Source organism: Vibrio sp. Vb2131 (assembly GCF_033338535.1).
Lineage (GTDB): Bacteria > Pseudomonadota > Gammaproteobacteria > Enterobacterales > Vibrionaceae > Vibrio > Vibrio alginolyticus.
Map to the genome: position 1 here is coordinate 113,986 of NZ_JAWOSW010000014.1, position 13,112 is coordinate 127,097.

At 44.8% G+C, this 13,112-nt stretch carries 10 protein-coding genes and 1 pseudogene; 8 read left to right on the forward strand and 3 right to left on the reverse strand.

All coding sequences use genetic code 11. From position 1 onward, the window contains the following. Positions 1-63 precede the first annotated feature (63 nt). The 5 genes from R7E38_RS15740 (at position 64) to R7E38_RS15760 (ending at position 5,843) form a co-directional block, all read left to right on the forward strand. Positions 64-876, forward strand: coding sequence for a hypothetical protein (locus R7E38_RS15740; RefSeq protein ID WP_033906890.1), 813 nt, complete (start codon positions 64-66; stop codon positions 874-876). A gap of 176 nt (positions 877-1,052) precedes the next feature. Next, the gene (locus tag R7E38_RS15745; protein WP_053303268.1) at positions 1,053-2,522 is read left to right on the forward strand and encodes a protein adenylyltransferase SelO; all 1,470 of its coding nucleotides are present in this window, start codon (positions 1,053-1,055) and stop codon (positions 2,520-2,522) included. Between the two features lie 212 nt (positions 2,523-2,734). Then, the gene (locus R7E38_RS15750) at positions 2,735-3,733 is read left to right on the forward strand and encodes a TRAP transporter substrate-binding protein (protein WP_017634784.1); all 999 of its coding nucleotides are present in this window, start codon (positions 2,735-2,737) and stop codon (positions 3,731-3,733) included. A gap of 70 nt (positions 3,734-3,803) precedes the next feature. Beyond that, positions 3,804-4,478 carry a TRAP transporter small permease gene (locus R7E38_RS15755; RefSeq protein WP_005384308.1) on the forward strand — a complete coding sequence of 225 codons (675 nt, stop codon included), beginning with the start codon at positions 3,804-3,806 and terminating at the stop codon, positions 4,476-4,478. 3 nt (positions 4,479-4,481) lie between these two features. Beyond that, complete coding sequence (locus R7E38_RS15760; protein ID WP_005382255.1) at positions 4,482-5,843, forward strand: TRAP transporter large permease; 1,362 nt, start codon at positions 4,482-4,484, stop codon at positions 5,841-5,843. Positions 5,844-5,876: 33 nt separating this feature from the next. Here R7E38_RS15760 and R7E38_RS15765 read toward each other — a convergent pair whose 3' ends face one another. The 3 genes and pseudogenes from R7E38_RS15765 to R7E38_RS15775 form a co-directional block, all read right to left on the reverse strand. Further along, entirely contained in the window at positions 5,877-6,059 is a 183-nt protein-coding gene (locus R7E38_RS15765; protein WP_021034161.1) for a hypothetical protein, read from the reverse strand. Positions 6,060-6,137: 78 nt separating this feature from the next. Next, positions 6,138-7,381 (reverse strand): annotated as a pseudogene (locus R7E38_RS15770) (sigma-54-dependent transcriptional regulator). 4 nt (positions 7,382-7,385) lie between these two features. Further along, a complete protein-coding gene (locus R7E38_RS15775; protein ID WP_213889746.1) occupies positions 7,386-9,191 on the reverse strand; it encodes an ATP-binding protein in 1,806 nt (601 codons plus the stop codon). A gap of 526 nt (positions 9,192-9,717) precedes the next feature. Between R7E38_RS15775 and tig the strand changes: the two genes are divergently transcribed. The 3 genes from tig to clpX all read left to right on the forward strand — a co-directional run bounded on the left by tig (position 9,718) and on the right by clpX (position 13,108). Beyond that, on the forward strand, positions 9,718-11,025 hold the full coding sequence (gene tig, locus R7E38_RS15780) for a trigger factor (protein WP_213889744.1): 1,308 nt from the start codon (positions 9,718-9,720) through the stop codon (positions 11,023-11,025). A gap of 105 nt (positions 11,026-11,130) precedes the next feature. Then, the gene (gene clpP / locus R7E38_RS15785) at positions 11,131-11,757 is read left to right on the forward strand and encodes an ATP-dependent Clp endopeptidase proteolytic subunit ClpP (RefSeq protein ID WP_005382347.1); all 627 of its coding nucleotides are present in this window, start codon (positions 11,131-11,133) and stop codon (positions 11,755-11,757) included. Between the two features lie 70 nt (positions 11,758-11,827). Then, positions 11,828-13,108 (forward strand): ATP-dependent protease ATP-binding subunit ClpX, encoded by a 1,281-nt coding sequence (gene clpX, locus R7E38_RS15790; RefSeq protein ID WP_005382345.1) that lies wholly within the window; start codon positions 11,828-11,830, stop codon positions 13,106-13,108. Positions 13,109-13,112 lie beyond the last annotated feature (4 nt).

Consider the following 13,112-nt stretch of genomic DNA (forward strand, 5'->3'; position numbering starts at 1 on the left):
TAAAGCGATTTTTCTACTCTGCGGTTACCCTAGGGGCCGATTTTTATGAACTAAGGATGTTATATGTCTACCGAGGGCTTTTCTGTTTCGGAAATATGCCGAGAAGCGGCAGTGATGGTCAGAAGGAATCTACTCGCAATTGTTATTGCTTGTATTCCGTTGATTATCGTGCACTCAATTTTTGCTTTTATGTATCCTGAAATGACGGGGCAAGATCAAGCGAACGTTCAAGAAGGCAATGTCGCAGGATTTTATTTCGTCACAATTATTTTGTACCCACTTGTTGCCGCTATGGCGGCTGTGCGTGTGCATCGAATTTATTTAGCCGGCGATTACATGCACTCTGCGTTGGATGTATTTCGTTTGTCAGCTCGAGAATTCCGTTTCATAGGCTGGTGGATACTGTTTGGACTGATGATGATGCTCGTTATTGGTATCCCGATCTTTGTGTTGTCGTTTATCTACATTGCAGAAAGTGGTGAAGCCGACTTTGTTGCTATGGCTATTATCACAACGATTGCAAGCATTCCTGGCTATTGGGTAATGGCGCGATGGTCATTTGTGTTGCCAGCGACTGCAATGGATCATCAGCCGCGCAGTTTGCGTCGTTCGTGGAACCAGAGCAGACCATACAACAAACAAGTATTCATTTTGATGGGACTAATTCCATTGGGTGCGGGCTTGCTCAGTCAGCTGATCTTTAGCCACTTTACGAATCTCTTTATGTTGAGCCTCGTCGGTGTGGCCTATGGTATTTTTGGCGCGTACCAGCTGGCATTGTTATCGTTGAGCTATAAAACGGTAGTGGATATCGAACGCGCTCGTTTTGATACGCCATCACAGCCACCAAAAACGGGTGAAGAATTTTCCGCTTAACCCTTTGATCGTTTTTACATGCTACCTCCGTTTAGGAGACGGTCTGCGGCAGGTTGATACCTTCCTGCCGCCTTCGCGTTATTCACGCAAAATACCCATGCCCATTTCATGGCTGAATGACAGGGACATTCACACGTATACTCACAACAGTACTTCTTTTTATTAAGGAACCCTACATGTCCATTTGGCAACGGGTCAATTTCACCCATCGCTTTAGTCAATTACCGTCAGCGTTCTATACGTTGGTCGAGCCACAACCCTTGGACAACACTCGCTGGGTCGCTTGGAATGGTGAGTTTGCACAGCAGTTTGGTTTACCAGAAGAGCAAAACGATGAGTTATTGGCGGTTTTTTCTGGGCTAAGTGAATTCGAACAATTTCGTCCTCTTGCGATGAAATATGCAGGCCATCAGTTTGGCGTTTACAACCCAGATTTGGGCGATGGACGTGGATTACTGTTGGCAGAAATTGAGCATCAGGATGGTACTTGGTTTGATCTTCACCTCAAAGGTGCAGGGCTAACGCCTTACTCGCGAATGGGAGATGGGCGAGCGGTATTACGCTCAACTATCCGTGAGTACTTGTGCAGTGAAGCCATGGCGGGCCTTGGGGTTCCCACGACACGTGCTCTCGGTATGATGGTCAGTGATACACCTGTTTATCGAGAAAAAACGGAATCGGGCGCTTTGTTACTTCGAATGGCTGAAACCCATGTTCGATTCGGTCACTTTGAGCATTTCTTTTACACCAACCAGTTAGCAGAGCAGAAGCTGTTGGCGGATAAGGTGATTGAGTGGCACTTTGCTGATTGTGCATCGGCGGAGAAACCATATGCCGCGATGTTTGACGCCATCGTGACTAAAACAGCCGAGATGATCGCATATTGGCAAGCTTTTGGTTTTGCGCATGGTGTGATGAATACCGATAACATGTCAATTCTTGGGCAAACTTTTGATTATGGTCCGTTTGGCTTTCTTGATGATTATGAGCCGGGATACATTTGTAATCATTCAGACTACCAGGGTCGTTACGCATTTGATCAACAGCCTAGAATTGCGCTTTGGAACCTGTCAGCACTGGCGCATGCGCTATCGCCACTCGTTGAACGAGAAGATTTAGAATCGTCGTTGAGTCAATTTGAAGTTCATTTAAGCCAGCAGTTCAGCCGCCTCATGCGTGAGAAGTTGGGCTTAAAAACTAAGATAGCGGAAGACGGGCGTTTGTTTGAAGCTATGTTTGAGCTTCTTCACCAGAACAAAACGGACTACACTCGCTTCTTCAGAACACTCTCAAACCTTGATAATGCGCCTTCCCAAGCCGTAATCGATTTATTTCTCGACCGAGAAGCTGCGCGAGCTTGGCTTGATCTGTACTTAGCTCGGTGTGAGCTAGAGGTTGATGAACTAGGGGGCCTGATTTCAACCGAACAGCGTTGCAAACAGATGCGTCAAGCCAATCCCAAATACATCTTGCGTAACTACTTGGCTCAGTTGGCGATTGATAAAGCGGAAGAAGGGGACTTTAGCGAATTACACCGATTGGCCGAACTGTTAAAACGCCCATTTGATGAGCAACCCGAGTTTGATGATTATGCGAAATTGCCGCCGGAATGGGGGAAGAAAATGGAGATAAGCTGTTCTTCATAAATGGGTCATTTCCCACCCATTTATATCTTTTTCTTGGGTGGAATTCACTCGTTACACTTCGGATTCATGTTAACGGGCTTTGTTAATTTATTGAAATATATATAAATTTTAACATGGTCCATTAATTGCTCTTTGTTGAACATCCGTACCCATCGCCTAACACCTAGTTACTCATGGACGGGATGGGATGTGATTCAACAAGGAGAATAATAATGTTTAAGCCTCTAACTCTACTATCTGTCTCTGCACTTGCTGTTACCAGTTTTAATGCTGCCGCAAATTGTGACCCGGGTGAAACGGTCATCAAGTTTAGCCATGTAACGAACGCGGACAAACACCCTAAAGGCATCGCGGCTTCGTTACTTGAAAAGCGCGTCAACGAAGAGATGAACGGTAAAGTCTGTATGCAGGTGTTTCCTAACTCAACACTTTATGATGATGACAAAGTGTTGGAAGCGCTACTGAATGGTGATGTTCAACTCGCTGCTCCTTCTCTTTCTAAGTTTGAGAAATTCACCAAGAAGTACCGCCTTTTCGATCTTCCTTTCTTGTTCGATGATGTCGACGCGGTTGACCGTTTCCAAAACTCGGAAGCGGGTGAAAAGCTGAAAAATTCAATGAAACGTCGTGGCCTACAAGGCATTGCGTTTTGGCATAACGGCATGAAGCAAATGTCAGCCAACAAGCCGCTCATTTCTCCAACTGATGCTGAAGGACTTAAGTTCCGTGTTCAAGCGTCTGATGTACTCGTTGCTCAGTTTGAGCAGCTAGGTGCTAACCCACAAAAAATGTCGTTCAAAGAAGTTTACGGCGGCTTGCAAACTAAGGTTATTGATGGTCAAGAAAATACTTGGTCAAACATTTACGGCAAAAAATTCTTCGAAGTTCAAGATGGCATTACGGAAACGAACCACGGAATTCTGGATTACTTAGTTGTGACGTCAAACGACTTCTGGAAAAACCTACCAGATGATCAGCGCGAGCAGTTAAATACCATTATTCAAGAGGTAACTGCGCAGCGTAATGCTGAGTCAACCAAAGTAAACCTTGCGAATAAGAACAATATCATCGAAGCCGGTGGTGTGGTTCGTACTCTAACGCCAGAACAGCGCCAAGAGTGGGTCACTGCACTTCAACCAGTATGGAAGAAGTTCGAAAAAGACATTGGTTCTGACCTAATCGAAGCCGCTTTGGCGTCTAACCAAAAATAATAACAGCTAGCACATTTAGCCCTCTCAAACTGAGGGGGCTCTTTCCCCCTACAGACGACGTGATGTAATTATGGAACAGACTTTTTTTGCCAAGGCTGGACGAATCACCGATGCCATTGAAGAGACTTTGATTGCTTTCTTCTTGGGTGCCATGACCTTGCTGACCTTTGCCAATGTCATCTTTCGTTATGTCTTTAACGACAATATTCTTTGGGCGCTTGAGCTCACCGTTTTCATGTTCGCATGGATGGTGTTGGTTGGCGCATCTTATGGTGTGAAAAAACACTTTCATATTGGTGTCGATGTCATTATTAACATCGTTCCGGAAGGTAAACGAAAAGCCCTGGCGCTTTTTGCAGCAATGTGTTGCTTAGCCTTCTCTATTTTGCTGTTAATTGGCGCTTGGAACTACTGGTATCCGTTCGCTACCGACCGAGCGTGGTATGAAACGGACGATATTCCGATGCCTGAAATACTCCAGTTCATGGCCGACTGGTTAAATGAGGGAGAGCGTTATGAAAAGCTGCCACGTTTTATTCCTTACTTCGCTTTGCCACTTGGAATGGCGCTACTAACGTTTAGATTTGTTCAAGTCACGTGGCAAATCGCTACTGGTAAGCTCGATCGCTTGATTGCAGGACATGAAGCGGAGGAAGAGCTCGAATCTCTTAAAGCTGAGATGAGTGACGCTGAAGACGTAATGGCTCCAAAGGCCTCGCAAGACGCTAAAAACAAGGAGCAATAAGCCATGGATATCTTATTTCTATTTTTGATGGTAATTGGCTTTATGCTGGTTGGCGTGCCAATTGCTATTTCGCTGGGCCTTTCCAGTGTTCTTTTCCTTTTAATGCATTCGGATGCCTCTTTAGCGTCAGTTGCTCAAACGCTGTTTAATGCATTCGCGGGCCACTACACGCTATTGGCTATTCCATTCTTTATATTGGCTTCAAGCTTTATGTCGACGGGTGGCGTAGCAAAGCGGATAATTCGTTTCGCCATTGCCATTGTAGGCTGGTTCCGCGGCGGTTTGGCGATGGCTTCGGTTGTAGCGTGTATGATGTTTGCCGCGTTGTCAGGTTCCTCACCTGCAACGGTTGTTGCCATAGGTAGTATTGTTATCGCAGGTATGATCAAAAACGGTTACTCAAAAGAGTTTGCCTCTGGGGTAATTTGTAACGCAGGTACGCTAGGGATTTTGATCCCACCTTCGATTGTGATGGTGGTGTATGCAGCCGCAACGGATGTGTCAGTTGGACGTATGTTCCTTGGTGGTGTGATTCCCGGTTTGCTGGCGGGTGTCATGTTGATGATCGCGATTTACATTGCCGCGAGAATCAAGAACCTTCCAAAGCAACCTTTTGTCGGTTGGAAAGAAACTTTTGATGCCGCCAAGGATGCAAGCTGGGGCTTGTTGTTGGTCGTCATCATTCTTGGTGGTATCTATGGCGGTATCTTTACGCCGACAGAAGCCGCTGCGGTTGCTGCTGTGTACTCATTCTTTATTGCTAACTTTGTATACAAAGACATGGGGCCATTTGCAGACAAGAAAAACACTAAACCTGCGCTCGTTAAAATCTTCCAAACCTTTGTTCATAAAGACACGAAACACACCCTGTATGAAGCGGGCAAACTCACCATCATGCTGCTGTTCATCATTGCTAATGCCTTAATTTTGAAGCATGTTTTAACGGAAGAACGCATCCCGCAAATGATCACCGAGTCGATGCTCTCGGCTGGTCTCGGACCCATCACTTTCTTGATTGTGGTGAACGTCTTGTTGTTGATTGGTGGTCAGTTTATGGAGCCATCAGGCTTGTTGATCATTGTTGCGCCGCTCGTGTTCCCAATTGCGATTGCATTAGGCATAGACCCAATTCACTTGGGCATAATGATGGTGGTGAATATGGAGATAGGAATGATAACGCCGCCCGTGGGTCTTAACTTATTTGTGACCGCTGGTGTTGCCAAAATGTCGATGATGAACGTAGTGAAGGCAGCATTACCCTGGGTTGGAGTGATGTTCTTATTCCTAATTATCGTCACATATGTACCATGGGTTTCGACTTGGTTGCCTACTACTTTGATGGGGCCGGAGATCATTACCAAGTAATGGAAGCCAGAAAGTAGAAAGAGGTGTGAGAATTCACACCTCTTCGTCTATTGACTTGTAGCAAGTTTTGCGCGGGTCTGAATTAATTCGACGTTCATAGTGTCGCCACCTCTTTTTATTTTTACGACGCTCTTCACCGAATCTTCTCTCTTCTTGATAGCAACCGTCTACGAGCACGGTATCTGTAACAATCGGTATTCTCACTTTTTCGTTCATATCTGTAACAACCATGATAAACCTGTTGTTAAAAATTATGATTCAAGTTGAATATAATGCCAGTTATCTGAACGTGTTTTATTTGTAAAGGTCTTTATTTATTTGGTAGCGCTGCATCTTGTCGTAAAGGGTTTTTCTTGGCACATTCAATTGGCACATTGTCTGTTTAATACTACCGTTGTTTTCTAATAAAGCGCCTTCAATGGCTGCTCTCTCAAACTCCGCTACTTGCTCTGCAAGGCTTGAGGAAGAATTAGCGACTGGGTTCGATTCTCCCAACTGAATTAACTTACCCAATAGCACAAAACGCTCTGCAGCATTTCTGAGTTCTCGAACATTGCCAGGCCAGTCATGGCTCATCAGTTGCGCTAGATCTTGGGGTGACAAGCTAGGTGAGCTTTTGCCATAACGTGAAGCTGCTACCAACAGAAAGTGGTGAAAGAGGGCGGGAATATCTTCTTTTCGTTCGCGTAGTGGCGGGAGATCCAAGGTCACGACATTGAGCCGATAATAGAGATCCTGACGGAAAGTACCTTCTTCAGCTGCGTGTTTTAAATCGAACTTTGTTGCGGCAATCACTCGAATATCTAAAGGCAATAATTCATTGGAACCGACACGCTCAATCACGCGCTCTTGTAATACCCTCAATAAACGAATTTGGGCTTGGATAGGCATCGACTCGATCTCATCCAAGAAAAGTGTGCCGCCTTGTGCAAACTCAAATTTACCGATACGACGGCTTTCGGCGCCAGTGAATGCGCCTTTTTCATGGCCGTAGAGTTCACTCTCAATTAAGTTCTCTGGAACCGCTCCACAATTTACGGCGACAAAGTTTTGGTTCCGGCGAGAGCTTTGCTCATGTAAAGAACGAGCGATTAACTCTTTCCCTGTACCGGTTTCACCAAACAATAAAATATCGGCGTCGGTATCGGCGATTTGGGTGATGGTCTCTCGTAATATTTGGATGCTAGAGGTTTCACCAATAACTCGTGGACCAAGGGTTTTACTGGCTTTAAGTGACAGGCGCAGTTTTTCATTTTCATTGGTTAGTTTGCGCTTCTCAATCGCCCGCTTAACCGTTTCAACCAAATGCTCTGGCGCAAAAGGTTTCTCAATAAAGTCGTAAGCGCCTTGATGAAGGGCTTGCACTGCCATGGAAATATCACCGTGTCCAGTGATCATGATGACGGGTAAGTTTGCATCGCTATTAAAGCCGATTCTGCATCCACAAAAAACTTGGCGTCGATATCCGCCAGTTCAAAGGTCTGTTCTATAGCGATTCTGAGATCGGCCTCATCATCAATAAAAAACACCTGACACATGATCTTATCCTTTTGATGGTTCAGTGTTGTAAGAAGTGATAGGTAAACACAATGAGAATCGAGCGCCGCCTTGTTCTCGATTATGGGCACATAATTTTCCATTCATACTGGCTAAGATTTGTTGCGAGATAGAGAGACCCAAACCTAAACCGTTCAGTTTAGTGGTTAGAAACGGCTCACATAAATCAGAAAGTGAGAAAGAGCCAAGTCCTGGGCCATTATCATCAACATGAATCCAAACTAAATCAGTGTGCTCATCGTGTTCTACAGATAATTCTACCTGTTTGTCTTGTTGTTCTTTGAGTGCTTCTATCGCATTAGTCAGTAAATTGACCAACACTTGCTCCAGTTGAATAATATTGATCTGCACTTCAACATCATGCTCTGGCAAATTTGTTTCTAACGTGACGCGCCCTGATTTAAATGCGGGCTTCATCAGTTCTTTTACAGAGGCTATCACAGGGAACAATCGAGATTGAGCCAACTCGTCACCACTGGTTTTTTTGGCGAAAGAGCGAAGTTGCTGACTGATATTTGCCATACGGTCAGTGAGAGCAGAAATGCGAGTGAGATTATCTTCCACTCGCTCATATTTTTCTTTTTTTAGAAACAGCTTGCCGTTCTCCGCAAAGCTACGAATTGCCGCAAGTGGATTATTCAGTTCGTGGCTGATACTGGCCGACATTTGTCCTAACACCGCGAGTTTCGCTGCTTGCACCAATTCGTCTTGAGTAACGCGTAAAGTTTGCTCGGTATCGATACGCTGTGCGATCTCCGCTTGCAACTCGGCAGTCCGTGCCATGACTTGATATTCCAACTTTTGATTGGCTTCTTGTTGAATTCGTTCAAGTTGCAAGTGACGCTGTTGACGGTGATAGATAAGCTGACCAATTAAAAACAAAACCATGAATGCTAGAGTGAGTACAAAGATGTAACCCATGGTGAACCAAACGATCGACTGTTTAGGAGACAGCACACGAATAGTCAGTTTGAGTTCGGGAAGGGGCAGCGAAGAGACCACCAAGGTTCCTTTATTGTATGGGTAACCCTGTTTAAGCTCAGAATGCACCTCGTCCAAACTACCCACTAATCCAAGCGTTTCAATTGGCGCATCAAGATATTGTTGGCTTGCCCAAACTTGCTTTTTCTCTTTTTTTGTCAGTGGTTGTAAGCTTTTGAGTAGCCATTCACTTCGGCTACTCATGAAAACAATTCCGTATGGGTCGCTGGCGACAAAAACACTGTTAGGTTGCTGCCAGTTGTCCTCTATCTTACTTAGGTCCATCTTCACCACGACGACACCAAGTACACCGCCAGCGTATACGATGGGATAAGAATAGTAGTAGCCACGTTTACCAGATGTTGAGCCCAGTGCGTAGTATTGGCTTCGTTTACCTACAATGGCTTGTTTGAAATAAGGTCGAAATGCAAAATTTCGACCGATAAAGGAGCGCTCTTTACGCCAGTTGCTGGCCGCGATCGTTGTACCCCATTGATCGATTAAGTACGTATCCGCTGCTTCAATCACGCCATTAACGGACTCTAAATACCGATTAGTGATTTCCAGTTGCGCACTGTTGTTGGGGTGCTGAAGCGCTTGATAAAGAGGATCATCTTTAGCGAGAAGATTTGGGATATGGGCGTACTTATCGAGTTTATTTTTTATATGGCCAGAAAATTGCTCCAGCTGTGATTGGTGTTTATCAAGTAGAGATTGATAACTGGTCTGCCAAACCCAATGGCCACCGATAATTGCGGACAGGAAATAGAAAGCAAAAAATGTCAGCAGAATCCGTTTTTTTTGCGACATCCTTACACTCCTTACAACTTCCTTTGGTCACGTAAGAAAATGTTAATAGTTTGTAGGAAGGATTAGGGATTTAGTTTTCAACTCTGTGGAGTAAAACAAGAGCAAGATCTCTTTTTAGGCTTTTCGATAAAAAAACCGGTCGATTCTCTTGAAAAAGTCGCTATTGTCCCCATTCTAGATATGCTGGAGATGCTTAGACGGTGTCTGAATCGCATTTTTGAAGAAAAAATGGGTCAGCATTCGAGAATTTAGCGCAGACAATGTCCACATAGTGGCTATTGGCTCGACAGGGTTGCGACAGATCGCTAGAATGTCGCGTCTAAAAATTCTGTCCTGAGGCTAATAGGAGATACCTTTGGTTATTTTATCGAAGATATCACTGATTAGTCCGGTACTGACAACCAGTATCGATACTCGATTTTAAATTAGGTGTTCGGACAGAACACTACACAAGGATGAAGCGTAAGCTCCTCTGAGTTTCGCTCATACGCTCGGAAAACCGAGCCACTTTAGAGGTTTATATATAATGCAAGTTACTGTTGAAACGCTAGAGGGCCTAGAGCGCCGTCTAAACATTACTGTTCCAGCTGCAAACATCGAAGACGCTGTAACAGCTGAACTACGCAACATCGCTAAAAACCGTCGTTTCGATGGTTTCCGTAAGGGTAAAGTGCCTCTAAAAATGGTTGCTAAGATGTACGGCAAAGCAGTACGTCAAGACGTTCTTGGTGAAGTAATGCAACGCCACTTCATCGAAGCTATCGTTAAAGAGAAAATCAACCCAGCTGGCGCTCCAACTTTCGCTCCTGTAGAGAACAAAGAAGGTTCAGACCTAGTTTTCACTGCAACTTTTGAAGTTTACCCAGAAGTTGAGCTTAAAGGCCTAGAGAGCATCACTGTTGAAAAACCACTAACAGAAGTTAAAGATGCAGACGTAGAAGAGATGATCGATACTCTACGTAAGCAACAAGCAACTTGGGTTGAAGTTGAAGAAGCAGCAGAAGATGGCAAACGCGTAAGCATTGACTTCGTTGGCTCTATCGACGGTGAAGAGTTCGAAGGTGGTAAAGCTGAGAACTTCCCTCTAGAAATGGGTGCTGGTCGCATGATCCCTGGTTTCGAAGACGGTATCGCAGGTAAAACTGCTGGTATGGAATTCGACATCGACGTGACTTTCCCAGAAGATTACCACGCTGAAAACCTAAAAGGTAAAGCAGCTAAGTTCGTAATCAAAGTGAACAAAGTTGAAGCTCGTGAACTACCAGAACTAAACGACGAGTTCGTTGCTAAGTTCGGTGTTGTTGAAGGTGGTGTTGAAGCACTTAAAGCTGAAGTTCGTAAGAACATGGAACGCGAACTTAAGCAAGCTGTTAAGAACCGCATCAAAGAGCAAGCGATTGACGGTCTAGTTGAGCAAAACGACATCAACGTACCATCAGCGCTTATCGAGCAAGAAATCCAAGTTCTACGTCAACAAGCTGCACAACGCTTCGGTGGTAACCCAGAAGCTGCTGCTCAGCTTCCACGTGAACTGTTCGAAGAACAAGCTAAACGTCGCGTAGTTGTTGGTCTTCTACTAGGTGAAGTAATCAAATCTGAAGAGCTAAAAGCGGACGACGAGAAAGTTAAAGCGCTAATCGAAGAAATGGCTACTGCATACGAAGATCCATCAGAAGTTATTGCTTACTACGAGCAAAACGAAGAAATGATGAACAACATGCGCAACGTAGCTCTAGAAGAGCAAGCAATCGACGCGATCATCGCTAAAGCACAGGTTTCTGAGAAAGAAGTAGGCTTCAACGAGCTACTTAACCAACAACAACCTGCTGCTTAATAAGCAATATCTTGCGTAGAAGGTTGACTTAACGTTAACTATTCTGCTAACAATGGTCCGTATGATAGTCATCATCCGGGCCATTTATTTTAGGGACATAAGAATATGAGCTACCAAGAAAAAAATGCAATGTCGCCAATTATGGACGCGCTAGTACCAATGGTGGTTGAACAAACTTCCCGAGGCGAACGTTCTTACGACATCTACTCACGTCTGCTGAAAGAGCGCGTGATTTTTTTAACGGGTCAAGTGGAAGACCACATGGCAAACCTTGTCGTGGCTCAGCTACTTTTCCTAGAATCTGAAAATCCAGATAAAGATATTTTCCTATACATCAACTCACCAGGCGGCAGCGTAACAGCAGGTATGTCTATTTACGACACCATGCAGTTCATTAAGCCAAATGTGAGCACAGTATGTATGGGTCAAGCATGTTCAATGGGTGCCTTCCTGCTTGCAGGTGGTGCGCCAGGTAAGCGTTACGTACTGCCTAACTCTCGTGTAATGATCCACCAACCATTGGGTGGTTTCCAGGGTCAAGCTTCTGATATCCAAATCCATGCTCAGGAAATCCTGACGATTAAACAGAAGCTAAACAAGTTGTTAGCAGAACATACAGGCCAACCTCTTGAAGTCATTGAGCGCGATACTGATCGTGATAACTTCATGTCATCAGAGCAGGCTGTGGAATACGGTATCGTGGATGCAGTGTTAAGCCACCGTGGCGAGTAATTTGCCAGCGCATTTTGGCAAAAATTGATATACACTCATTCATGAAGAGTAAAGGCTAAGAGGTTAGCGAATGACAGATAAAAGCAAAGAAAGTGGCAGCGGTAAATTGCTGTACTGTTCTTTCTGCGGCAAAAGTCAGCACGAAGTTCGCAAGCTAATCGCAGGTCCGTCAGTGTACATTTGCGACGAGTGTGTCGACTTATGTAACGATATTATTCGCGAAGAAATCAAGGATGTTCTCCCTAAGAAAGAATCTGAAGCGTTACCAACGCCAAAACAGATCCGTGAACACCTTGATGACTATGTGATCGGGCAAGATTACGCGAAAAAAGTGCTCGCAGTTGCGGTATATAACCACTACAAGCGTTTACGCAATGGTGATACAACGAGCGAAGGTGTGGAGCTTGGTAAGAGTAACATCCTTCTAATTGGTCCTACAGGTAGCGGTAAAACACTACTTGCGGAGACATTAGCTCGATTCTTGGATGTGCCATTTACAATGGCAGACGCGACGACACTAACCGAAGCCGGTTACGTAGGTGAAGACGTTGAAAACATCATCCAAAAGCTTCTGCAAAAATGTGATTACGATGTAGCTAAAGCGGAACGCGGCATCGTTTACATTGATGAAATTGATAAGATTTCACGCAAAGCTGAAAACCCATCTATTACGCGTGACGTATCTGGTGAAGGTGTTCAGCAGGCGCTACTAAAACTTATCGAAGGTACGGTTGCATCGGTTCCACCTCAAGGTGGTCGTAAGCATCCTCAGCAAGAATTCCTACAAGTGGACACATCTAAGATCCTGTTCATTTGTGGTGGTGCTTTTGCTGGCTTAGACAAGGTGATTGAGCAGCGTGTTGCAACAGGTACAGGTATTGGCTTTGGTGCTGAAGTTCGTTCGAAGAATGAATCGAAGACGGTAGGTGAGCTATTTACTCAAGTTGAACCTGAAGACTTAGTGAAGTACGGCCTCATTCCAGAATTCATTGGTCGTCTACCTGTAACAACAACACTGACTGAGCTTGATGAAGAAGCGTTGATTCAGATCCTATGTGAACCGAAGAACGCACTGACCAAGCAATATGCAGCATTGTTTGAGCTAGAAAACGCCGAACTTGAATTCCGTGAAGATGCGCTGCGCGCTATCGCGAAAAAAGCAATGGAGCGTAAAACAGGTGCTCGTGGCTTACGCTCGATTCTTGAAGGCGTGCTACTTGAAACCATGTACGAATTACCATCTGCAACAGACGTTAGTAAAGTCGTGATTGATGAGTCCGTCATTAATGGCGAGTCAGAGCCACTGCTTATTTACAGTAACGCAGACAATCAGGCAGCTGGAGCAGAGTAAATTC

What these genes read in the sequence shown, in the direction of transcription:
- R7E38_RS15775 (WP_213889746.1), bottom strand. Translation starts at nt 9,191, where the DNA reads ATGTCGCAAAAAAAACGGATTCTGCTGACATTTTTTGCTTTCTATTTC.
- R7E38_RS15760 (WP_005382255.1), top strand. Translation starts at nt 4,482, where the DNA reads ATGGATATCTTATTTCTATTTTTGATGGTAATTGGCTTTATGCTGGTT.
- R7E38_RS15755 (WP_005384308.1), top strand. Translation starts at nt 3,804, where the DNA reads ATGGAACAGACTTTTTTTGCCAAGGCTGGACGAATCACCGATGCCATT.
- R7E38_RS15750 (WP_017634784.1), top strand. Translation starts at nt 2,735, where the DNA reads ATGTTTAAGCCTCTAACTCTACTATCTGTCTCTGCACTTGCTGTTACC.
- clpX (WP_005382345.1), top strand. Translation starts at nt 11,828, where the DNA reads ATGACAGATAAAAGCAAAGAAAGTGGCAGCGGTAAATTGCTGTACTGT.
- clpP (WP_005382347.1), top strand. Translation starts at nt 11,131, where the DNA reads ATGAGCTACCAAGAAAAAAATGCAATGTCGCCAATTATGGACGCGCTA.
- R7E38_RS15740 (WP_033906890.1), top strand. Translation starts at nt 64, where the DNA reads ATGTCTACCGAGGGCTTTTCTGTTTCGGAAATATGCCGAGAAGCGGCA.
- R7E38_RS15765 (WP_021034161.1), bottom strand. Translation starts at nt 6,059, where the DNA reads ATGAACGAAAAAGTGAGAATACCGATTGTTACAGATACCGTGCTCGTA.
- R7E38_RS15745 (WP_053303268.1), top strand. Translation starts at nt 1,053, where the DNA reads ATGTCCATTTGGCAACGGGTCAATTTCACCCATCGCTTTAGTCAATTA.
- tig (WP_213889744.1), top strand. Translation starts at nt 9,718, where the DNA reads ATGCAAGTTACTGTTGAAACGCTAGAGGGCCTAGAGCGCCGTCTAAAC.